Annotated in this window: 13 protein-coding genes and 5 pseudogenes; 8 read left to right on the forward strand and 10 right to left on the reverse strand. The window is 66.5% G+C overall.

From position 1 onward, the window contains the following. Positions 1-13: 13 nt before the first annotated feature. Together MPSD_RS26790 and MPSD_RS26795 are read left to right on the forward strand one after the other, a co-directional pair. A pseudogene (locus tag MPSD_RS26790) lies at positions 14-1,252 on the forward strand (MBL fold metallo-hydrolase). Beyond that, positions 1,249-1,998: an SDR family NAD(P)-dependent oxidoreductase gene (locus tag MPSD_RS26795; protein ID WP_020785598.1), complete on the forward strand. Its 750-nt coding sequence runs from the start codon at positions 1,249-1,251 to the stop codon at positions 1,996-1,998. The pseudogene MPSD_RS26790 and the gene MPSD_RS26795 overlap by 4 nt, the downstream one beginning before the upstream one ends. A 129-nt stretch (positions 1,999-2,127) precedes the next feature. Here MPSD_RS26795 and MPSD_RS26800 read toward each other — a convergent pair whose 3' ends face one another. Then, positions 2,128-2,511: a hypothetical protein gene (locus MPSD_RS26800; protein ID WP_036426137.1), complete on the reverse strand. Its 384-nt coding sequence runs from the start codon at positions 2,509-2,511 to the stop codon at positions 2,128-2,130. 545 nt (positions 2,512-3,056) lie between these two features. On the opposite strand from MPSD_RS26800, the gene MPSD_RS26805 reads away from it, so the two are divergent. After that, positions 3,057-3,392, forward strand: coding sequence for a PE family protein (locus MPSD_RS26805; protein WP_011741963.1), 336 nt, complete (start codon positions 3,057-3,059; stop codon positions 3,390-3,392). 64 nt (positions 3,393-3,456) lie between these two features. Next, positions 3,457-3,844: pseudogene (locus MPSD_RS26810) on the forward strand (DUF2237 family protein). A 12-nt stretch (positions 3,845-3,856) separates the two neighbouring features. Here the strand turns inward: MPSD_RS26810 and MPSD_RS26815 are convergent. Beyond that, positions 3,857-5,164 (reverse strand): M1 family metallopeptidase, encoded by a 1,308-nt coding sequence (locus MPSD_RS26815; protein ID WP_020726919.1) that lies wholly within the window; start codon positions 5,162-5,164, stop codon positions 3,857-3,859. A gap of 14 nt (positions 5,165-5,178) precedes the next feature. Beyond that, positions 5,179-9,105, reverse strand: a complete 3,927-nt coding sequence (locus MPSD_RS26820; protein WP_020726918.1) for a Pls/PosA family non-ribosomal peptide synthetase — start codon at positions 9,103-9,105, stop codon at positions 5,179-5,181. Between the two features lie 122 nt (positions 9,106-9,227). Between MPSD_RS26820 and MPSD_RS26825 the strand changes: the two genes are divergently transcribed. Then, positions 9,228-10,262, forward strand: coding sequence for a D-2-hydroxyacid dehydrogenase family protein (locus MPSD_RS26825; RefSeq protein ID WP_020785594.1), 1,035 nt, complete (start codon positions 9,228-9,230; stop codon positions 10,260-10,262). Positions 10,263-10,296: 34 nt separating this feature from the next. Here the strand turns inward: MPSD_RS26825 and MPSD_RS26830 are convergent, their stop codons facing one another. Both MPSD_RS26830 and MPSD_RS26835 read right to left on the reverse strand, forming a co-directional pair. Continuing rightward, positions 10,297-11,070, reverse strand: coding sequence for an SDR family NAD(P)-dependent oxidoreductase (locus MPSD_RS26830; RefSeq protein ID WP_020785593.1), 774 nt, complete (start codon positions 11,068-11,070; stop codon positions 10,297-10,299). Beyond that, positions 11,067-12,152, reverse strand: coding sequence for an NAD(P)H-dependent amine dehydrogenase family protein (locus MPSD_RS26835; RefSeq protein ID WP_015357596.1), 1,086 nt, complete (start codon positions 12,150-12,152; stop codon positions 11,067-11,069). Before MPSD_RS26835 ends, MPSD_RS26830 begins: the two co-directional genes overlap by 4 nt. Before the next feature lie 305 nt (positions 12,153-12,457). On the opposite strand from MPSD_RS26835, the gene MPSD_RS26840 reads away from it, so the two are divergent. Continuing rightward, positions 12,458-13,957, forward strand: a complete 1,500-nt coding sequence (locus MPSD_RS26840; RefSeq protein ID WP_020785592.1) for a flavin-containing monooxygenase — start codon at positions 12,458-12,460, stop codon at positions 13,955-13,957. A 52-nt stretch (positions 13,958-14,009) separates the two neighbouring features. Beyond that, positions 14,010-15,359 (forward strand): annotated as a pseudogene (locus tag MPSD_RS26845) (WS/DGAT/MGAT family O-acyltransferase). A gap of 91 nt (positions 15,360-15,450) precedes the next feature. Here the strand turns inward: MPSD_RS26845 and MPSD_RS26850 are convergent. Next, positions 15,451-16,470 carry an AraC family transcriptional regulator gene (locus tag MPSD_RS26850; protein WP_020785589.1) on the reverse strand — a complete coding sequence of 340 codons (1,020 nt, stop codon included), beginning with the start codon at positions 16,468-16,470 and terminating at the stop codon, positions 15,451-15,453. Between the two features lie 259 nt (positions 16,471-16,729). Between MPSD_RS26850 and MPSD_RS26855 the strand changes: the two are divergent. Beyond that, positions 16,730-18,532: pseudogene (locus MPSD_RS26855) on the forward strand (AMP-dependent synthetase/ligase). 16 nt (positions 18,533-18,548) lie between these two features. Here the strand turns inward: MPSD_RS26855 and MPSD_RS26860 are convergent. The 4 genes and pseudogenes from MPSD_RS26860 to MPSD_RS26880 form a co-directional block, all read right to left on the reverse strand. Next, positions 18,549-19,058: an adenosine-specific kinase gene (locus MPSD_RS26860; protein ID WP_036426134.1), complete on the reverse strand. Its 510-nt coding sequence runs from the start codon at positions 19,056-19,058 to the stop codon at positions 18,549-18,551. Between the two features lie 68 nt (positions 19,059-19,126). After that, positions 19,127-20,329: an ISAs1-like element IS2404/ISMul1 family transposase gene (locus tag MPSD_RS26865; RefSeq protein ID WP_420811984.1), complete on the reverse strand. Its 1,203-nt coding sequence runs from the start codon at positions 20,327-20,329 to the stop codon at positions 19,127-19,129. A gap of 157 nt (positions 20,330-20,486) precedes the next feature. Beyond that, positions 20,487-21,969, reverse strand: a pseudogene (locus MPSD_RS30365) (PE family protein). A 174-nt stretch (positions 21,970-22,143) separates the two neighbouring features. After that, positions 22,144-23,088 (reverse strand): class I SAM-dependent methyltransferase, encoded by a 945-nt coding sequence (locus tag MPSD_RS26880; RefSeq protein ID WP_020785583.1) that lies wholly within the window; start codon positions 23,086-23,088, stop codon positions 22,144-22,146. Between the last annotated feature and the right edge of the window lie 104 nt (positions 23,089-23,192).

Genomic DNA, 23,192 nt, shown 5'->3' on the forward strand with positions numbered 1-23,192 from the left:
GGAGACGACCGCGATGTTCGAACCGGTCTACCGCAGCAGGCCGGGCGCCGATGCGATGCGCCCGGCGGCCGCTGAGCGGGCTGAGCAGATCGCGCCAGGCTTGTGGTGTTCACCGGGACTGTCGAACTCCTACTTGCTGACCACCGCTGACGGTCGGGTGGTGGTCAACACAGGGATGGGATTTGAGGGCCCGGTGCACCGCGCGAATTTCGATGCCGTGGACTGCTCGCCGGTGCGCTACATCATCTTGACCCAGGGCCACGTGGACCACGTCGGTGGCCTGGACAGCGTGCGCGACCCCGAGACAAAGGTTGTCGCACAAGCGAACTGGACCCTCTGGCGCGACGACAACGAGCGCCTCATCCCGTATCGGGCCAGCCGCAGTGCCTTCGCCTTCAAAGACACGCTGAGCGCCGGCATCCAGGCGATCCAGCGACGTCTCGGTACCACCCGCCTGCCGGCCAGAGCGTGCCCAACGTCGATCTTGATTTCGCGGACACGCTCGTCCTGGAAGTCGGCGGCCGACGGATGGAGCTGGTGTCGGTACCGGGGGGAGAAACGACCGACTCGTTGGTGGTCTGGCTGCCGGAGGAACGAATATGTCTGTGCGGAAATACCTTTGGTCCGCTATTCGGCCACATCCCCAACCTCGTCACCATGCGTGGCGACCAGTACCGCGACGCGCTGGCTGCCATCGCCTCGATCGAGCGGGTGCGCGCGCTGCGCCCCGAAATTCTGGTGACCGGTCATTTTGACCCGATCACCGGCGCCGAGCTCATCTATTGCGAGCTCACCCGACTGCGCGACGCCATCACATACGTCCACGATCAGACCGTCGCCGGGATGAACGCCGGCAAGGATGTGGAAACCCTGATGCGCGAGATCGTGCTCCCCGCCGAATACGACGTCGGCCAGGGATATGGGACGGTGGCCTGGGACGTGCGGGCGATCTGGGAGAACTACTCGGGCTGGTTCCACCATCGCTCGACAACCGAGCTGTATCCGGTGGGATTCGACGCTGTCGCCGCCGATGTGGTGGACCTGGCGGGCGCGGATGCAATTGTGGATCGAGCCCGCGCTCATCTGGTCTCCGGCCGCCCGGGTGCAAGCGATCCACCTTGCCGAGCTGATCGAGCGGGACCACCCGGGCGCCCGTGAGGTACTCAGACAAGCCCACGAAAACCTGCTCGCCTGCAGTACCAACTTCTGGGAAAGCGCATGGCTAGAGCGTCAGATAGCGAGCCACTCATGACGGCGCGGGTGAGCTTCGATTTCACTGGGACTGCGGCCCTGATCACCGGCGGTACCAGCGGGATCGGACATGGGATCGCGATGCTGTTCCGGGACGCGGGGGCCCAGGTCACCGTCACCGGAACCAAGCCGGGGTCCGCGGACTACGACACCGACTTGTCCGGCATGACTTACCGGCAACTGCAGCTCACCGACCCGGATTCGATAGCCCAGCTGACACAGCGCTTCGACCGGCTGGATGTCCTGGTCAACAACGCCGGCGCGAATTTCCCTGGGGGACTTGATGAATCGAAGCCGGATGGTTTTGACGCTTCGGTACAGCTCAATCTGACCGGTCCGTACCGGCTTACCATGGGTCTCTACCGCTCGCTGAAGGCATCGACCGCGGTGGGAGGCGCCAGCGTGGTCAACATGGCATCGATGTCGGCATTGCGCGCGGTCACCTTGGTCCCCGGCTACGGAGCCGCCAAGGCGGGAATCATCTGTGTCACCAGAAACCTGGCGGTCAAGTGGGCGGCCAAGGGCATCCGGGTAAATGCCGTGGCGCCGGGCACGATCGATACCCCGATGACCGCGCCGATGCATCTCGCGACCGAGCTGGTGGATGCGGAGCTTGCTCATATTCCGGTGCGCCGCTTCGGATCAGTCGGTGACATCGCACCCACGGTGGCGTTCCTGTGCACCGAACACAGCAGCTACACCAACGGGGCGGTGTTCGTTGTCGACGGCGCGTCGGATTGCGTCTGAGGCGACGCTGCAGGGCAACGGCTATGCCCCGGAAGTCACCGCCGATGTCCCGAGCCCGCTTCCCGATCGGACCGCGTTTCTGGCGCTCACAGACCCCGATGGGCGGCCGGGGAGGGTACTGACGGGGGCCTAGAAGCCCAACTGTTGGGGCATCTCGGTGACCAGCACCGGAAGCGTGACCGACCCGGTGTCGGAGCTGGCCACGAGTTCCCAGCGGCCGTCGATGGGAAGGCGCAGCTGGATCTCGAAGAAGGCGAAGCCCGGAAACTCGGCCACGGCGGCCTCCGGAACCTCGAATTGCAGCCGGGTGGCTTCGGCATCCGCAGGAGGCCATGCCTCGACAGTGAGCTGCCGATCCGTGCTGCCCGGGTTCGACTGGGTCAGCACTACCAGGACAAACCGGGCCAGACGATCAGGCCCGACCGCGAAACGGGACAGCACGCCGCCCGACACGTTGAGTTTGTTGTCTACCGCGGCAGCGGCGTCCGCGAGAAAGGCACCGGTAAGTATCACGCGGCTGAACCTACCGCGAAGTAGATTTGCCAGCAAACCCGAGGGGGGTATGGCCCTGGGGCGGCTTTGGTACAGCGTGCGTCGCACCTTCGTCGTGTGAAACCTCGGCCCGACAAACGTCAGTAGCGGGCTGCGCATCATCGGATGCTCGAAAGACGGGCCCGGCGGCATCGGTGGGGGCGGGCAATGCCGGCCGGTTCGGGAGCCGCCTCGCGGCGATTCCCGGGGGTGCGATGAGCGCTGCGGCGCGGTTTGCGAGCGCACGCATCTGTCCTGCCCGCTCAGTCGTCGGGAGGGGCCTCCGAACGAGCCGAGTCGCGAAATATGCGGTGGCATAACGGCTACCGGCGTTACCCCGGGCTCAACATCGGGAATCTAACGCCATGGTAAAAGTCTTGACGAATACAACTATGGCCAGTTACTACTGTCGCTATAAACATTGGTTGTGGTGTCGCTCACACGGTCACGGCCCATCCGGGACTGGTGTGCGCTCATCCGGCCGTTGCGGTCATCGGGCCCAAGTCCGCGCAACTAAGGAGGACCAGATGCAGTCGATGTCGATCGATCCGGTCGCCGCCGATATTGGTGCGCAGTTGGCCGAAGGCGCCTTTCGGGGTCTGCAGGCCGGCGCGACGGCGGCCACTTCCATAACTTCGGTGCGGCCGGCTGGGGCCGACGAGGTTTCCACCCAGGCGATGCTGGCGTTCACTAAACACGCCGGACAAATGCTTGCCCTCAATCAGGCGGCGCAGGAAGAGCTCAGGAGGGCCGGCGAGGCCGTCAACGCGATCGCGCGGATGTACGCCGACACCGACGTGGCGGTGGCCAGAAACCTGATCGACGTCGGATGGCGGTCGGGATCGGCGTTGGCGAACGTCTGATCGTGTGGCTGGGTATCCCCGCCGCTTCAGCCAATTTCGCGCCTGAACGAGCGATACTGGGCAGGTGGCTGATCGCAACGTGCTGGGTAACCCGTTGGAGCAGTGTGGGACTGAGCCGCCCACCGGGTTCTATCGTGACGGCTGCTGTGCTACCGGGCCCGAGGACGTTGGCCGGCATACGATCTGCGCGGTGGTGACCGCCGAGTTCCTCGAACATCAGCGTTCGATCGGCAACGACCTGTCCACCCCGGTGCCGGAGTACCGCTTTCCCGGACTGCTGCCAGGCGACCGCTGGTGCGTCGTCGCGGTGAATTGGCTGCGTGCCCACTATGACGGCTGCGCCGCGCCGGTGGTGCTGGCATCCACCAACGAGCGGGCACTGGAAGTTGGTGCCACTCGAGGTGCTGCAAGAACACGCCGTCGATGTACCCGATGACCTGGCCAACTTGTAGTGGCCGGCGGCGTCAGGGCACTGCGGTCGAATACAGCCAGGTGTCCCACAAGTCCCGTAGCGACTCGGTGGCGTAGTTGGCGGCCAGGCCGGTGAAGTCGTCGGTGATGACCGTGCCGTGCCGGTACCGCGTCGTCCAATCCCTGAGCAGGGCGAAAAATTTCGCGTCACCCAACCGCCCGCGCAGGCTGTGCAGGGCCAACGCGCCGCGCTTGTAGACGCGATCGTCGAACATCAGTTGGGGCCCGGGATCGGTCAGTAGCAGGTCTTGCGGTTTCCCCCGCAGCTCCTGGTGGTGATAGCGGGCCAGCTCATCGGCGCTGGGCCCGCCGCTGTGCTCCGACCAGAGCCACTCGGCGTAGCAGGCGAATCCCTCGTGCAGCCAGATGTCGCACCATCGCCGCGCCGTCACCGAGTTACCGAACCACTGGTGCGCCAGTTCGTGCGCGATGAGCCGTTCGCTGGAACGGGTGCCATCGCAGTGATTGGCGCCGAAGATCGAGATGCCTTGCGCCTCCAGCGGTATCTCCAGAGCATCGTCGGTGACCACGACCGTGTATCCGTTCGCCAGCGGATACGGGCCGAACAGATCGATGAACAACTGCATCATCGCCGGCTGCCCGGCGAAGTCGTGGTCGAACTCGGAGCGCAGCCGTTCGGGCAGCGCCGCCCTGATCGGCACCGGGGACCTGGACATCCGGGCCATGACGTAGACGCCGACCTGGAGGGTGATCAGGTAGGTCGAGGTGGGTTCGGGCTGCTCGTAGGTCCACACGGTCTGTGACGCCCGTACCCGCTGCCCGACGAGCTTGCCGTTGGCAATCGCCCGGTAGGAGCTCTCGGTGCTGATCTGGATGCGAAACGCCGCTTTCGCGCTGGGATGGTCGTTACACGGAAACCACGAGGCCGCGCCGTTGGGTTGGCCGGCCACCAGCGCCCCTTCGGTCAGTTCCTCGAATCCGACTTCACCCCAGAGCGTTTGCAGGGGCCGCGGCGCTCCGCTGTAACGCACGAGAACCGAAAACGCCACTCCGGTAGCCAGCTTCGAGGTCAACCCGATGCGCAACTTGCCGTTGCGGCTGGCAAAGCGCGCGACGCGCTTGCCGTTGACCAACACCTTCGACACCGACAGCGCATCGGATAGATCGAGGGTGAATTCCTGCAACTCGGTCAGGGTCACCGCGGTGATCGTCGCCGTTCCCGACAGTCGGTTGATCGCAACCTTGTATTCCAGGTCCAGCTCGTAGCGTGAAACCCGGTAGCCGAAGTTGCCGTTCTGGGGCAGGTATGGATCGATGATTTTGATAGCTTTCTTCGGCATCTTGGCGGATGCTTTCACGCGGCAGTGTCCTTTGCGCCGCCTTCGGATTGTTTTGTGCCGCTGGACTTCTTGCGGCGAGTCTGCCACGGCCTGATCGGATTGCCCTGCCAGCGCGTCGACCCGGGTACCTCGTCGCCGCGGACAACAAGTGAGGCCGGACCGACCGTCGCGCCCGAGCCCAACCGGGCCGCGGGCAACGCCACACAATGCGGGCCGAGGGTCGCGCCGGGTTCCAGAACGACGCTGTCCATCCGCATGATTCGGTCGTGGAAGAGATGGGTCTGCACCACGCAGCCGCGGTTGACGGTGGATCCCGCGCCGAGGGTCACCAGGTCCGCCTCCGGCAGCCAGTAACTTTCACACCACACCCCGCGGCCGATGTGGGCCCCCAGGCCACGCAGCCACATGTTCAGCACGGGTGTGCCGCCGGCCGCGCGGGCGAACCACGGAGCCGCGACGGTTTCGACGAACGTATCGGCCAGCTCGTTGCGCCACACGAACGACGACCACAGGGGATATTCGCTGGCCTTGATCCGGCCGACAACCAGCCATTTCACCACGACCGAGATCACCCCGGCGACGGCACCGGCGGCCAGCAGAACCAATCCGCCCAGCAGCGCGGCCCACCAAATCCCTGACGGCCCGAACGCCAACACCACCGCCTGCAGACCGCCCAGCACGGCCAGGCCGATCGCAACGGTCACCATCATGGGGAGCAGCCGGCATGTCTCCACCGCGGCCCGCATCAGCTTCAACCGCAGGGGCGGTTCAAAGGTGGTCGCGGCATCGGCTTCGGCGGGCTTGCGCCGCAACCTCATTGGCGGGCTGCCCAACCAGGAGGAGCCGCGTTTGGCCTTGGGCGGCGTAGCCGACAGCACCGCCACCAGCCCGTCGTCGGGGACGCGCCGGCCCGGTTGGGTGATGCCCGAATTGCCCAAGAACGCCCGCCGGCCCACCGTCGTCGGCGCGGCATATATCCAGCCGCCGCCCAGTTCGTATGCGGCGACCATGGTGTCGTCGGCCAGGAACGCGCCATCCTCGATCACGGTGAACTTGGGGATCACCAGGGCAGTGGAGATCTCGGTGCCGCGGCCCACCTTGGCGCCCAGTATCCGCAACCAGATCGGCGTCAGCAGGCTGGCATACAGCGGGAACAGATAGTTGCGGGCAGCGTCCATCAGCCGCTCGGTCGTCCACAGTTGCCAGCCCGTCCGGCTGCGTACCGGGTGGTAGCCCGCGCGCAGCCCGATCGACATCGCGCGCACCGCCAGCACCGTCACCAGCACGTAGACGGCGGTGGCGGCCAGCGTCGCGACCGGGGTCCACAACAGCGCCGGCAGCACCGCTTGGGACAGGCTGCGGGTGTGCCGGACCGCCGCCGCGATCACCGCAAGGCCGGTGACCGCGGCCAGCAGCGGCAGACCGGCAAGCAGCAGCGAGGTCAACCCGTACACGGCCACCCACTGCCCTCGGCGCGGCGGTCGCTGGTCCGGCCACGGGTGATTGACCCGGCCCGATTTGGCCGCGGGTGACCCCTTCCAGTACTGGCCGTTCTTGATCTTGTCGATCACCCCGGAGCCGGGTGCCACATCGGCGTTCTTGCCGACCACCGCGCCGGGCAACAGCGTGGTTCGCGACCCGATCGTTGCGTCGTTGCCGATCGTGATGGCGCCGACGTGAAACAGGTCGCCGTCGATCCAGTGTCCGCACAGGTCCACCTCGGGCTCGATCGCGCTGCGGTGCCCCACCGTCAGTAGTCCGGTGACCGGCGGCATCGCCTGCAGGTCGACGCCCTTGCCGATGTCGGCGCCCAGCGCGCGGGCGTAGTAGACCAGCCACGGGGCCCCGGCCATGTTTTCGGCCCCGCTGGCCTCGGCCAGCCGCTCGGCGAACCACACCCGAAGGTGTACCGATCCGCCGCGGGGATAGCTGCCCGGTGTCACCTTGCGCAGCAGGATGCGTGCACACAGCACCGCGATGCCCATCCGGCCCAACGGTGTCACGAACGCGACGAACGCCACGACGATCAGCCACCAGTTCACCGACACGGTCCACGGCACCAGGTGCAAGTCATGGGCGATGTTGTTGCCCACCGCCAGCCAGGTCACCCACGGCAACGCCGCCAAGGTGGTCAGCGGTATCGCCGCGGCCGTCTGGATCAGTTGGGTCAGCCGGGGGGTGGGGCCAACGACACGTTCGTCAACCTGCGGCGGCGGCCCGAGCTCATCGAGGAACCCGGCCAGCGATCCGAGCCGGGGATGGTCATACAGATCGGCGACGGTGACCTGCGGATACTGGTGGCGCAGCATGGCGACCAGCTGCGCGGCCGCCAGCGAGCCGCCGCCGAGTGCAAAGAAGTCGGCCTCCGGGCCGGAGATGGCGGCGCCGAGCAGGTCACGCCACATTCCGGCCAGCCAACCCGTCGTGCCGGCCAGATCGGGTGTCTCTTCGGTGTCGCTGCTGCCGGGCGGCGGCCAGGGCAGCGCATCGCGGTCGACTTTGCCCGACGTGCGGGTGGGCAGCTCGTCGATTTGCACCAGGCGCGGTACCAGCGCGGCGGGCAGATGTTCGGCGAGTTGACGGCGCGCCGCGGCGATGTCGAACGCGGGATCGGCGCTGACCACGTAACCGACCAGCACCGGCGTGCCGGTGGCGGTGCGGCGTACGGCGGCCGCGCCGCCGCTGACTCCGGCCAGGTGGACCAACGCCGAGTCGACCTCACCCAACTCAATGCGCCGGCCACCCACTTTGACCTGGTCGTCGCCGCGCCCACAGAAGTAGAGCCCGTCACGTTCGAGGCGCACCAGGTCGCCGCTGCGGTAGGCGCGCGTCCAATCCAGGGACGGCATCGAGGCGTACTTTTCGGCGTCTTTGTCGCTGTCGAGGTAGCGGGCCAACCCCACCCCACCGATCACCAGCTCGCCGACCTCGCCGTAGCCGACCGGCTGACCGTTGGCGTCGACGACGGCCAGGTCCCACCCCGGCAACGGCAGCCCGATGCTGATCGGCCCGGTGCCGTCGAGCCGGGCGGCGCACGCGACCACGGTGGCTTCGGTCGGGCCGTAGGTGTTCCACAGTTCCCGGCCATCCACCGCGAGCCGCTCGGCCAATTCCGGAGGGCACGCCTCGCCGCCAAAGATCAACAGCCGCACCGCTTCGAGTGCCTCCGCCGGCCACAGCGCGGCCAACGACGGCACGGTCGAAACCACGGTCACGTCGCGGGTCACCAGCCAGGGCCCCAGGTCCATCCCGCTGCGCACCAGCGATCGCGGCGCGGGGACCAGACAGGCGCCGTGGCGCCAGGCCAGCCACATCTCCTCACACGATGCGTCGAAGGCGACCGACAAACCGGCCAGCACCCGGTCGCCGGGGCCAATCGGGTTATCTTGCAGGAACATCTGGGCTTCGGCATCGACGAACGCGGCGGCATTGCGGTGGGTGACGGCAACGCCTTTGGGGGTACCGGTGGATCCGGAGGTGAAGATGATCCACGCATCGTCTCGAACCAGCGGCGCCCCGGCGCGCCAGCCGCGCGATGCCCCGAGTGTTCGCTCGATGCCGCCCTCGGTGATCACCGCGACCACGTTGGCTTCCCCGAAGACCAGCTCGGCGCGCTCGTCGGGATCATCGGCGTCGACGGGCACGTAGGCCGCGCCGGCGGCAAGTATCGCCAGGATCGCGGTGTACAGCCCATAGCTTCCGGATGGCATCCGGATGCCGATCCGATCGCCCCGGCCCACGCCCCTGGCGGCGAGCCAGGCCACGCTGGCCTCCATGTCTTCGACCAGCTCGCTGTAGGTGAGCTGAACTGTTCCATCGTCGATCGCCGCGGCGTCCGGGTACCGCGCGGCCGTCTCGTAGATGATGTCGATCAGGGTGCGCGGGTTGGGTGCGGCGCTCGACAACAGATAGTGCGCGGGGATCTCGGGCGTCACCACCATAGGAACCCTACTCAACTGTGGCGAGATTGCCGCTCGAGCGCCACGGTGATGCGCCGCCGGGCCGGGCACAATGCAGTGGCGAGGGGGCGGTACACGAGTCGATAGCTGATAGGGGCCTGGAAATGAGCCAGCCGGCATCGCATGGCTTCGGCCAAGACCACGTTCCCCGGGTGGCGATTCTCGACGACTACGCGCGCGTAGCCACCGACCTCGCCGACTGGCCACCGGTGCGGGGCAGGGCCACCCTCACCGTTTTCGACCGCCATCTTGGCCAGGCCGAGGCCGCCGAGGCGCTGGCGGACTTCGACGCGGTGTGCACCATGCGCGAGCGGATGGCCTTTCCGCGCTCGCTGCTCGAGCGGTTGCCGCGCCTGAAGCTGATCACCATCGTCGGCATGAACCTGCCCAACCTGGACCTGGCCGCGGCCACCGAGCGCGGGGTGCTGGTCGCTCATTCGAACTTCGCCCATCCCCGATTCAGGGCCGCGCGCGACGCCACCGCTGAGTTTGCCTGGGGGCTGCTGATCGCGACGGTGCGCAACCTGGCCGAAGAGCATCGTCAGCTGCGTGCGGGTGGCTGGCAGACCACCACGGGCATGACGCTGTCCGGCAAGACGCTCGGACTGCTCGGTCTCGGCCGGGTCGGCAAGCGGATGACCGAATACGCGAAGGCGTTCGGGATGGACGTCATCGCGTGGAGCCAGAATCTCACCGAGGAGGCCGCCGCGGCCCACGGCGTGCGCCGGGTGGACAAGCCGGTGCTTTTCGCCCAATCCGATATGGTGTCCATCCATGTGGTGCTTTCGGAACGCACCAGGGCCTTGGTCGGCGCGGGCGAGCTGGCGGCGATGAAGCCCGGCGCCTACCTGATCAACACGTCCCGGGGCCCGATCGCCGACGAGGGCGCGCTGATCGGTGCGCTCGAGGCCGGGCGAATCGCCGGAGCCGGACTCGATGTCTATGACGTGGAGCCGCTTCCGGTCGATCACCGGTTGCGATCGCTGCCGAACGTGACCCTGTCGCCCCACCTCGGGTATGTCACCCGCGAAATGCCGAGTGCCTGCTACGCCGACACCGTGGAAGCGGTGGTCGCCTGGCTGGACGGCGCCCCCATCCGGATCGCCAACCCGCAAGCGGTTCGGCGGCCACCGTCATGACCGGCAGGCCAGTGCGTCCGCGCGCACCGGGCGGCTATCGGAAGCAGCCGGTTCCGCCGTCGACGTGAATCGTCTGCGCGGTGATGAAGGAGGCATCGCTGCTCAGCAGAAACGCCACCAGCGCCCCCACGTCGGTGCGAACATCGCCGATACGCCGCATCGGAACCCGACGCAGTGCCTTGGCGTAGTCATCGGGGGCGAACTGCTTCCAGAGCTTGACCCCATCCGACTCGGCGAACGGGCAGATGACATTGACGCGGATGTTGTCGCGCCCCCACTCCAGCGCGGCGACTTTCGACAATCCGCGGATCGCCTCCTTGGCCGCGGCATAGCCACCCCACTTGGCTTCGCCGCCGGTGCCGGTTCCTGAGCCCAGGTTCACGATCGAGCCCCCGCCAGCCTCGACCATCACCGGGTACACCGCTTGCATCAGCAGAAACGTCGCCCGCGGGCCGACGTCGTGGTCCAGGGCCAGATCCTCGGTGGTGATCTCGACGAATGGTTTGGGCTCGTTGGTCGCGATGGCGTTGTTGACCAGGCCGTGTACCGTGCCGAAGGCGTCGACCGCGGCCGCGACGATCCGCTGCGCGCTGTCGGGATCGCGCAGGTCGGCGACCAGCATTTTGGCGCGACCCGTCGAATCGAGTTCGGCGGTGGTGGCGGCCAGGGCCTGGTCGAGGATGTCGACCAGCAGCACCGCGGCGCCACGTTCGAGGAGCGCGGCCGCGACGCCCTTGCCGACCCCGCGGGCGGCGCCGGTGACGATCGCGATGTGCCCCCGTAGTGATTCCGGATGCGAGTAGCTCACCGCTCGAGACCTCGACTGGCTCGTGCCGGCCGGCCGGCGAACAGCGGCAGATCCAAGTAGGTCGCGATGCCGGGATCGGCGGCGCAGACAACGGGGATGGCGTTGACGCAGTGATTGGCGGTCGCGACGACGCCGGGGTTTCGTTGCAGCCCTTCGGTAATCGATGTTGGCTGCAGGCCTTTGAACACCAGACTCACGCTCGGGTCGCCGGTGATCTCGATCTCGAAACGTTCGCCGCGCTCCCCGAACGACCAGTCCGGGTCCATGTCGGCCTGCCCCATCAGCCAGTTGACCGCGGCGGTGATCACCGGCTTTCCGTCGGCGAGTGCCTGCCAGCGGAACTTGCGGCCGGCGACGGTGTCCGCGGCGATGGGCAGCACATCGGAGGCGATGTCGGAGGTCGCCACGGCGATCTCGTGTGTCGCTCTGATCGTTGGGTCGATGTGAAATCCCATGTGGTCGGCGATCATTCGTACCGACATCTTGAATCCGGATTCGAGCAGCGCCGCCATCGGTCCCTGCATGGCTTGGGCAGGGGGCACGCCGAATCCCATGATGTCGCGCACCACATCGGGCGCGTTGTAGGTGCGGATGTCGGAGAACTCCTCGGCGCGGACATGGGTGATCGCGGACGAGAGCGAGGAGACCATCAGCGGAAATCGTTCGGTGATGCCGCCAGGGTGGATGCCTGACCCGTGCAGTGTCACCCCGCCGGCAACCGCCGCATCGGCGACCGCTTTGACGCGCGGTTTGCTGAGGTCGGGATAAACCCAGCCAACCGGGGTGACCACGTTCTTGCCCGAGCGCAGAATCGCTTTGACGTCTTGCTCATCGGCGACCAGCGGACTGTACATGACGCAGTCGGCGTCCAGCGCCAGCAACTCGTCGACGTCGTTGGTGGCGGTAACGCCAAACCGGGCCGCGCCGATGATCGTTCCGACGTCGAGGCCGTGTTTGGCGGCGCTGTGCACCCAGCAACCGGCCAGCTCGAGCTGCGGGTGATTGAGTATGCACTCGATGGCGGCCTTACCAACGCCCCCGGTCGCCCATTGGATGACTCGAAGCTTGGCGGGACCACTCATCGGCGACCTCCCAAACGCACGGTATGTCGATATGGCGGGCACTGTCAACGACGGCGGCGGGAGGCGCGCAGCGGGTGCACCGGCGGCAGGGGAAGGGGCCCGGGCGCTCCGTGACGCGGGGTTGAAAACCACCACCGACCTGCTGTGACCTAGTCGGTACCCGGTGTCCTTGATGGTCAAAAAGTTGTCGCTTGCTGTCAAGACTGAGGGCCGTGTCCTGCCGCAAAGTGTTCTTGGTGGTTCAACCACCGCCCTGCGGACAATGCGGTCCGTGGGGCCAGCCAACCCGAACAGGACACGCGAAAATGAACTCCAGCAGCATCGAATACGTCGACGTGTTGATCGTCGGTGCCGGGATCTCGGGCATCGGCGCGGCTTACTACCTGCAGGAACATCAGCCGGCAAAGACGTTTGCAATCGTCGAGGCGCGCAACGACATCGGCGGAACCTGGGACTTGTTCCGGTACCCCGGGATTCGTTCGGACTCCGATCTGCACACGTTCAGCTACGAGTTCAAGGCCTGGGAAAACGAGAAGGCGATCGCCAGTGCCGGCGCCATCATGTCCTACCTTCGGGAGACGGTCGCAGAGAATAGCCTCGCACGGGCGATCCGCTTCGGGCACAAGGTGATAGAGGCGGCCTGGTCTACCCGGGATGCGCGCTGGCGGGTCACGATCGAGCGCCTCTGCTCCGGCGAACGCGTGACCATGAGCTGCGAATGGTTCTTCTGCGCCAGCGGCTATTACCGGTACGACGAGGGCTACACACCGGAGTTCCCCGGCCGCGAGCGCTTTGCCGGCCAGGTGGTGCACCCGCAACAGTGGCCCGAAAACCTGGACTACCGGGGCAAGCGGGTGCTGATCATCGGTAGCGGCGCGACGGCGGTCACCTTGGTGCCGGCGATGGCCGAGACCGCCGGCCACGTGACGATGCTGCAGCGGTCGCCGACCTACATCATTCCGGTGCCGTCCAAGGACCGCATCGCCAACACGTTGCCCAAGCTGGTCGGCCGGAAGCGGGCCTACGCCCTCACCCGCAAGAAGAATGTCGCCAAGCAACGACTCGTGTGGCACTTCTGCCAGCGCTACCCCGGGGCGGCGCGGCGAGTCATCCGCCATCTCAACGCCCGGCTGCTGCCAACCGGGTATCCGGTAGACGAGCATTTCCGGCCCGACTACAACCCCTGGGATCAACGGCTGTGCGTCGTGCCGGACGCCGACATGTTCCAGGCCATTCGCGACGGGCGGGCCTCGGTAGTCACCGACCAGATCGAGACGTTCACCGAGCGCGGGATCCGGCTGCAGTCCGGGCGTGAATTGGAAGCCGACATCATCGTCACCGCCACCGGCCTGAACCTGCTCGCCTTCGGCGGCATCGGCCTGTCGGTCGACGGTGAACCCGTCGATGTCTCCCAGAAGGTGGCCTTCAAGGGTTTCCTGCTCGGCGACGTCCCCAACTTCGCCTACGTCTTCGGCTACACCAACTCGTCATGGACGCTCAAGGTCGGGCTGGTGTGCGAGCACTTCTGCCGACTGCTGGCCCACATGGATGCCAACGGTCACAACATATGTCGCCCGCACGCGCCCGCGTCGATGCCAACCAGGCCGCTGCTGGAGATCACCGCCGGATACGTCAAGCGTGCCGCCGCCGCGTTCCCCCACCAGGGCACCGAAGGCCCATGGCGGACCTGCATGGACTACCGCGCAGACCGCGCGACGCTGCGCGAAGGTCCGGTCGACGATGACCACCTGCAATTCAGTGCGTCGGCCGCCGCCGACACACCCCCGCTGGCCTTGACGGGCTGACTGCCCGCAGACGGGCCGAGCCACCACGAGGAGTAACAAGACGATGGAACTGATGTCACCGGTTGACGCGCTGTTCTTGTCAGCAGAGTCGCGCGAGCATCCGCTGCATGTCGGTGCGCTGCAACTGTTCGAACCTCCCGAGGGGGCGGGACGGGCATTCGTGCATGAGACTCACCAGGCGATGCTCGACTGCCGCGAGGTGGCCCCGCTGTTCCGCAAGCGCCCCGCATCGTTTCAGGGCGTACTCACCAATCTGGGCTGGTCGGTCGACGATGACATCGACTTCGGCTTTCACGTGCGGCGTTCGGCCCTGCCGGCTCCGGGGCGGGTGCGTGAGCTGCTGGAACTGACCTCGAGGCTGCATGCCCACCTGCTCGATCGTCATCGTCCGTTGTGGGAGACACACGTCATCGAAGGCCTCAACGACGGGCGCTTTGCGATCTACTCGAAGATGCACCACGCGCTGATCGACGGCGTCTCCGGACTCGCGCTGATGCGCCGGTCGCTTCCGGCCGATCCCGCTGACACCAACTTCCGCGCTACCTGGTCGCCGGCGCCGGAGCGGCCGCGCGGGGTTCAGACCCGGCCCGGCCCGCTGCGCCAACTCGGCGGGATGCTCGGATCGGTTGCGGGGCTGGCTCCCTCGTCACTGCGCCTGGCGCGGTCCGCGCTATTGGAACAGCAGCTGACGTTGCCGTTCGCAACGCCGCGCACCATGCTCAATGTCGCCATCGGCGGAGCGCGGCGCTGCGCCGCGCAGTCATGGGACATCGACCGCGTCGAGACGGTCAAAAACGCTGCGGGAGTGAGCCTCAACGACGTCGTGCTGGCGATGTGCGCGGGTGCGCTGCGCTGCTACCTGGAAGACAACGACGCGTTGCCCGACGCACCGCTGGTGGCGATGGTTCCGGTCAGCCTGCGCACCGAGCGTGATTCGGTCGGGGGCAACATGGTCGGTGCGGTGTTGTGCAACTTGGCGACACATCTTGACGATCCGGCGCAGCGCTAGGCCGTCATCCACGCCTCGATGCGCGACAACAAGAAGGTGCTGGCACAACTGCCCCAGGCGCAGGCGTTGGCCCTGTCGCTGCTGCTGCTGAGCCCCGCTGCGCTCAATACGCTTCCGGGTCTGTCGACGGTGACACCGCCGCCGTTCAACGTCTGCATTTCCAACGTCCCCGGCGTCCGGGAGCCTCGATACTTCAACGGTGCCCGACTGGTCGGCAACTATCCGGTGTCGCTGCCAATCAACGGACAAGCGCTCAACATCACGTTGACCAGTACCGCCGACCGGCTGGACTTCGGGCTGGTCGGTTGCCGCAGCAGCGTGCCGCATCTGCAGCGGATGCTCGGACATCTGGAGACCTCGCTTAAGGAGCTGGAGCGTGCGGTCGGGCTGTGACGTAACTCGAGCGCCGATGTCTACCGCTGGCTGGGAACCGTCCGCACTCGCGGCGGTCCGGTAGTCGGTGATGCCGGAAGAGTCGTTGTCGCTATCTCCGTCGCGGGGTAGCCCGCACGCGGGTCTTGGCGCGATAGGCGGCCGGCCCGATTCCGAACCAGCGTTTGCACGAGCGGGTCAGCACGCTTTGCTCGGCGTAGCCGAGTTCGCGCGCCAGATGCGACAGACTCATGGCGGTGGTCCGCAGGTAGCGATCGGCGGTCTCCTTGCGCACCTCGTCGATGAGTGCGGCGAAGGTGGTGGATTCGTCGGCAAGCCTGCGCTGCAGGGTCTTGGGATGCAGGTGGAATTGCGCGGCGACCACCTCGAGTGTCGCCGCCCCGGTGGGCAGCAGCTGGCGGGCCATGGTGCGCACCGATTCGACGATCCCGGCGCCCAGCGGGGTGATGCTGCTCAGGTAGTCGACCACCGCGCGGTGCGCCAGTTCGTCGCGGTGCAGCGGACGGACCAGGTCGGTGCTGCGCACCGTGAATCCGCTGCGGCGCTCCGCGAAGTGGGGCGTGCACTCGAAATACCGCACATAGGTGGTCGGAGGGGTCAACGGGTCGTGCGGCAGATGCACCGCCAGCGGGGTGTAGTCGGCACCCATCAGCAAACGGAACACCCCCAACGAGACGCCCAGTGCCAGCTCCAACGTGTGCGGGCAGGGGATCGGATCGTCGGGCACAATCTCGATGTCGACGAACGAGCGCTGCGTATGGGCCAGCGGCGTGATCTCGATGTGGATGGCCGGACTGTAGGCGGCCATGAAGGTGTGAAAGATCATCAGGGCATCCGCCACCGTCGCGGCGGTGCGCGCCGCCACCCCAACCGGTCCGAGAATCTCGATGCCCTGCCGCTGCGCCAGCTGCCGCCCGAAGTCGTGCGTGCCCGTGGCGGCCGCGGCTGTCTCGATCGCTCGGATGACCGCGCGCACCGGTATGAACGCGTCGTAGTTGCCGACGTCTTGCTCGCAGACACCGGCCGCGCGCAGCAGCGCCGCCGGGTCTCCGCCCAATTCGGAAACCAGGTTCGGGTAGTTCGAGAGCCCGGTCCCGCGCACCACGGACATGCACTCGACACTCTGCACAAGCTCGCGTCGTGTCAAGGACCAGAGTCGGCGTGGCCGGTGGTCGGCTGGATATCTACAGGTCAAAGTGTGAATGGCGGCACAAGGGCCGATTCGCAACGTAGGCTTTCAGCCGGTACTGGGAAGGTGGCGGCTGGGCGCCTAATCTCGAATGGGTGCGAGCCGACAGAGCTTGACTCAGTTGTTTGGCCCCGGCACCGCTATCTGACTTTCGGATCTGACTTGGGAGAGGTTGCTGAGCATGCGTGAATGGGATGTTCCCGCGGATTTCACCGTTACCGCAGAGGACAACGTCGCCAGCTGCGTGTACACGCATGAGCGAGACTACCCAGATCATGTGATCTTTCAGCGGCTTGTCGACGGCACCTGAACGGACGTGACCTGCGCCCAGGCCGCCCAGCAGATCCGGGCCGCCGCACTGGGTTTGATCGCCGAGGGGGTCAATGCCGGCGATCGGGTGGCCATCTTGTCGGCCACTCGCTACGAGTGGGTGATCCTCGACTACGCGATCCTCTCGGTCGGGGCGGTGACCGTGCCGATCTACGACACGTCTTCGGCTGAGCAAGTGCGCTGGGTCCTGGAGGATTCGGGGGCGGTATTGGCGGTCGCCGAGACCGATGCCCATGCCCAGCTGATCAAGCAACTCAGCGATGAGTTGCCCAGCTTGCGCAAGATCTTGCACCTCGACTCCGATGGGCCCGCGGCGCTCGACGAGCTCGCCGAAGCAGGGAAATCGGTAGCCCGCGACCAACTCGACGACCGGCTGGCAGCGCTGCGGTCCTCCGACCCGGCGACACTGATCTATACCTCGGGCACCACCGGGCGCCCGAAGGGCTGTCAGCTGACCCACTCCAATCTGCTCTACGAAGCGCGCGGCGCGGCGTCATGCTTTCCGACGCTGTTGCGCAAGGGCGAGCGACTGCTGGTATTTCTGCCGCTGGCCCATGTGCTGGCCCGGTCGCTGTCGATGTTTGCGTTCGCCAACAAAGTCACCATCGGCTACACCGGCGACATCAAGAACCTGGTGGCGACGCTGGGCGTCTTCAAGCCGACGGTCGTGGTATCGGTGCCCCGGGTATTCGAAAAGGTCTACAACACAGCCGAGTTGAAGGCTCGCGACAGCGGCCGCGGCATGATCTTCGATCTCGCCGTCGCAACCGCGATCGCCTGGAGTAAGGCGCTGGACACCGGCGGCGCAGGCCTGTTGCTGCGGGCCCGGCATGCACTGTTCGATCGGCTGGTGTACGAGAAGCTGCGCTCGGCGCTGGGCGGCGATTGTCACGCCGCCGTCTCCGGGGGAGCGCCGCTGGGCACCCGGTTGTGTCACTTCTACCGCGGCATCGGGCTGACGATCTACGAGGGCTACGGACTGACCGAAACCAGCGCTGCCATCACCGCCAACCGGATCGGTCAAGAGCGAGTGGGCACGGTCGGAAACCTGTTGCCCGGCAACAGCATGGCGATCGCCGAGGACGGCGAGATGCTGGTCCGCGGCGGGGTGGTGTTCACCGGCTATTGGCACAACGAGAAGGCCACCGCCGAGGCGATCGTCGATGGGTGGTTCCACACCGGTGACCTGGGGTCGGTCGACGACGCCGGATTCTTGTCGATCGTCGGTCGCAAGAAGGAGATCATCGTGACCGCCGGCGGCAAGAACGTGGCACCGGCGGTCCTCGAAGACCAGCTGCGGGCGCACCCGCTGATCAGCCAGGCGATGGTGGTCGGGGACAACCGGCCCTTCGTCGGCGCGCTGATCGCCATCGACCCGGAAGGCTTCGAGGTCTGGAAGCAGCACCACAGCAAGGCCGCCGCCGCCTCGGTTGCGGACCTCATCGATGACCCCGACCTCACCGCCGAGATCGATCAGGCCGTCAAACAGGCTAATCAGGTGGTCTCCCAAGCGGAATCAATCCGCAAGTTCTGCATCCTGCCGGTGGACTTCACCGTCCTCACCGGTGAGCTGACCCCCACGCTGAAGGTGAAGCGCAACGTGGTCGCCGAACGATTCGCCGGCGAGATCGATTCGCTCTACCGCAAGCAGTGACCGCGGCGCGAGGCCGTCAAAGTTTGTAGCCGATGGCGCGAAGCAGTTCGCGCCGCTCGGTCACATCCACGTCGGTCTCCACGCCCAGCGGCGTCTGGCCGTCGATCACCGCGGCGATGCCGCGACCCCGGGGAGTCGCCGCGACCACGATTTCCACGGGATTGACGGTGGCGCAGAAGATCGTGCAGACCTCGGGCACCGCCTTGACCGGGTTGAGAATGTTCACCGGGAAGCCCTCGCGCAGGAAGATCACAAAGCTGTGGCCGGCCGCGATGGCCAGGGCGGTGTCGGTGGCAAGGTCGACCAACTCGGCGTCGTTGCCGGTGCGGCGGACCAAGCGTGGGCCCGACGCCTCGCAAAAGGCCAGCCCGAACCGCAGCGACGGGCTGACCCCGACCAGGGCTTCATGCAGATCGTCGACCGTCTTGATGAAGTGCGCCTGGCCGATGACGACGTTGACATCCTCGGGCTTGTCAACCGAAACCACATCCCAGGACACCGTCGTCGTGGAAACCTTTCCCGTCACGGTTCCATGCTGCCATCAATTCCGGCGATTCGGCCCGCGGGTGATCAGCAGGGCTCCGGCGTTGTTGATTAGCAGGCTTGTGAGCTGGGGAATTGTGGATTGAGGAGGTCTAGGCGGCGGTTGGCGGTCAAAGCGGTGATCCGGCAGGCTTCGGCGATGTTGTCGGCGCCGTTGAGGCGGTGCAGATTGATCGCGGTGTTGCGTAGCGTTGCTAGGACCTGTGCGCCGTTTCCGGTATGTGCCCTTTGACGGTCTTCGTCGAAGGTGACGTCGCGTATCCAGTGCAGGCTGTTCTCGATTCCCCAGTGTTGACGCATCCAGGTCATGATCGCGGTAGGGCAGGCGTGCTCGAACGGCAGGCTGCAGATGGCATAGACCACCTCCACGCTGCGCTGGTCGGTGGCGGTGATCAAGCGTTCACGAGTGATCCGGATGATTTGTTTTGCGTAGGGGAAGCCGATTCCTCGTGCAGCGGTGATGATTTGCAGGGTGCGGGTCTCGACACGGCCGTGGCCGCGGGAGTCGTCGGTAGCGGCTGTGGGCACCTCGGCCCAGGGCAGCGCGGTGATACGCGCAAGTATTTTGGCTTGGTTGGACTTGACGATCATCAGGTAGTGCGACTTCAAGGTGGCGCAGATCAACTTCGCGGTGACGACCTGGGTATGCATCGCATCCACGGTGACCAGCCACCGCAAGCTACCCGGCAGCAGCGTGAGCAGGGCACGTACGCAGGGAATTTCATTGCTTTTCTCGGCGACAGCGAGTTGACCGAGCACCAATCGGGCACGGTGGGCGAACACCGACACGAGATGCGTGGCTGTCGCTTTGGCGCGTAAAGCACCACGCAGCATCTTGCCGTCCAACGCGATCGGCACCAATCCACTGGGGTCGCTGCTGGCCACGTGTGCAGTGAAGTAACTGCCCATCCTGGCGTTGAGGTCGGCGGGGTCTAGCCGAGACAAAACAGCGCGGAAGGTCTTCTCACTGGGCCGCCGGAACCGGACCCCTAATTGGGCCAACACATCATCGGGAGCGGTGGCCGCCCATGTGGCAAAACCAGCATAGCCGCGCATCCCCGCGGCAGTGGCCAGAACCGCGATCGCCAACAAAGCCATCAGCGAATACCTCCGACCGCGTGGGCCCCTCGGGTCTGGCACCGAGGCCAACACATCGAGAAACTCCGATCCGATGAACTCGCTGCGCTCACCAGGACTCCAGCGGTCGAACACCTCTGGAACCGACGACACAGGCAATACTGAAACGGTAGGCACGGGCAACTCCAGACCAACGACGAACAGTAACCAACTCGATCGTTCTCCAGATAGCCCGTGCCTACACTCCGGCCCCAATAGCGCGGCACCAAAGATCATCAACCCAGCTCACAAGCCTGCTAATCAACAACGCCGGAGCCCTGGGTATTCGGTCAGCTCAGCCGAAAAACAGTCCTGGCGAACCATTCGAACCGGCAACGCCGTCATCGGCGGTTCCCCCGCCGCCGGTACCCCCTGGGCCCCCGGCTCCGCCGTGGCCGGCGAACTGAGCATCACCGCCGTTGCCGCCCTCACCACCGTTCCCACCGGAGTGGTCGCCGCTTACCCCGCCGGCCCCGCCGAGGCCGCCGGCCCCGCCATTGCCGAAGACACCCGCGCCTCCACCGGCTCCACCGCCACCACCCACACCGCCGGCAAACTCCACCACGGTGAGGCGGCCGCTTGGGCTGATGTAGGTTCCAGCACCGCCGGATCCCCCTGGCCCACCGGCGCCGGCGTTGCCGAATAGCCATCCGCCGTGGCCACCGATTCCCCCATCGCCACCGGTTCCCCCAGTGCCGAATAGGGAACCGATCGTGATTGTTGAACTAGAGCTCGCGATGATGAAATCACCGTTGTCGGTAGGCCCGGCGAGCCCGCCGATGCCACCGGCACCACCCGCCCCGCCGGCACCGAACAGTCCGGCGGCACCGCCCGCCCCGCCGTTGCCGGCGGAACCGGCCGCTGCGCTCCCACCCATGAAGTCGACCACACCGGTGGCGCCGTCGGCATTTGTGGCGAGGAACCCGTCGCCGCCGCCACCGCCCTGTCCACCGGTACCTCCCGAGCCATACAGCAGACCGCCATGGCCGCCATGGCCACCGGCGCCACCATCACCGGCGCTGATATCGAAGACGCCTTGGGCACCGGCGTTCAGCCCACCGACCCCGCCGGAGCCACCCGCGCCTCCCGAACCGAAGAGCCCGGCGGCACCACCGACTCCCCCGCTCCCGCCATTGCCAACGCCAAGGCCGTCCACCGCGGCCGCGCCAGCACCGCCTTGCCCGCCAGCACCGCCGTTGCCGCACAACCACCCACCGCTGCCGCCGGCGCCGCCCGCGGCGCCGATTCCACCGTTCCCGCCACTTCCGCCGTTGCCGATCAACCCGGCAGCGCCACCGGCGCCCCCCCGCTACTCCGGCCGTCGTTTCGGAGTAGCCATTGCCGCCGTTGCCGTACAACAGCCCTCCGGCGCCACCGTTGGGGTCGGTCGCCGTCCCGGCGGCACCGTCGCCGATCAGCGGACGCCCGAAGATGGCCTGGGTGGGGCCATTGATCGCTGCCAGCAATTCCTGGCCGACGGCCTGCAGGGGGGTGGTGTTCGCCGCCTCGGCCGCCGCGTACGACCCGGCACCCGTTGTCATCAACTGGACAAACTGCTAATGGAAGGCTTCCGCCCGGGCAACCAAAGCCTGATACTCCTGGGCGTGCCCGCCGAAGAGTGCGGCCACGGCCGTGGACACTTCGTCAGCACCGGCGGCCATCACCGTCGTTGTCGGCGCCGCGGCGGTCAGATTTGCTGCGCTGAGCGCCGAACCGATGCGCTCCAGCTGGTTCGCGGCCGAAGCGACAAGATCTGGGGCGACCGCGATGTGCGGCATCTGAGACAACGCTGCCTCCATCCGTGGTCGGCAATCGTGGGCATTCCGGAAGCGCAGCCGATTACGTTGAAATCCCTAGACCGACTACATTTCCATTCCAACCTAAGCCGACCCCGTGAGCGTCGTTCATCTCTTGGATAAATTGCGCATTAAATGCGTTCGGGCGTGCGCTAATCAGGCCGCGGGCCGGTGTGCGGACACGAAAAGGGTGGGCGGGACGGGTCCTTCGGCATCGTCGGGCACCGGACGCCCGTAGCGGGTCAGCAATTCGGCCGAGGTCGTGGCCGACGCGCGCCAGCCGTGCTCACCCAGCCAATCCGCGACCGGGGTGCGCTCTTCGGCGTACCAAAGGTCTTCGACGGCCGGCATCTGGATCTCCACCAGTCGGCCGGCCGCCGCTCGCATCCGCTGCATTTCCTCGTGTTGACGGCGCACCAGATCGGGATCCAAGAAGCCTTCCTGGGGCACGTTGGTTGCCAGCCAGCTTCCGGCGGGGCTGAGCGTATCGATGCGCTCGAACAGCAGATCCTGAGCCCGCGCCGGAAGGTAGCGCACCAGCCCTTCCGCCGACCAGGCAGTCGGCTTAGACGCGTCAAAACCGCTGTCCAACAAGGCCGCTGGCCAGTCTTGGCGCAGATCTATCGGGATATTCATCAGTTGCGCCGTCGGCCGGGCACCGTGCTGACGCAATGTGGCGGACTTGAATTCCAGCACCCTGGGCTGATCAAGCTCGTATACGACGGTGCCGTCCGGCCACGGCAACCGCCAGGCGCGGGAATCCAGACCGGACGCCAGGATCACCACCTGCCGCACACCGGCGTCGGCGGCACCCAGAAAGAACTCGTCGAAGAACGCCGTCCGCGTCGCCATGAAGTCGATCATCTGGCGGACCCGCGCCCCCACCTGTGACTCGATTTCTGGTGCGCCGGCCAGCAAAGCGGGGTTGGCGAACATGCTCCACATGCCATCGCCGGCGGCGTCGACAAAGACTCGCGCGAACGGGTCCTCGATGAGGGGGTTCTCGCTCTCGGTCTCCGCGGCCCGGGCGGCTGCCACACCCAAGGCGGTGGCTCCGACGCTCTCGGTGATGGTCCAGGAATCATTGTCGGTTCGTGGCATTGCCAGCCTCCCAAGCAGAAATGGGTTCCAGCCATCCAGTCTTGCAGCCGCCGCGGGCCGTGGCCGCTCGCCGGGAGTGTCCTACGCTTTTTCCCAGAGGGTCT

This window comes from Mycobacterium pseudoshottsii JCM 15466 (assembly GCF_003584745.1).
In the GTDB taxonomy this organism is placed as follows: Bacteria; Actinomycetota; Actinomycetes; order Mycobacteriales; family Mycobacteriaceae; genus Mycobacterium; species Mycobacterium marinum.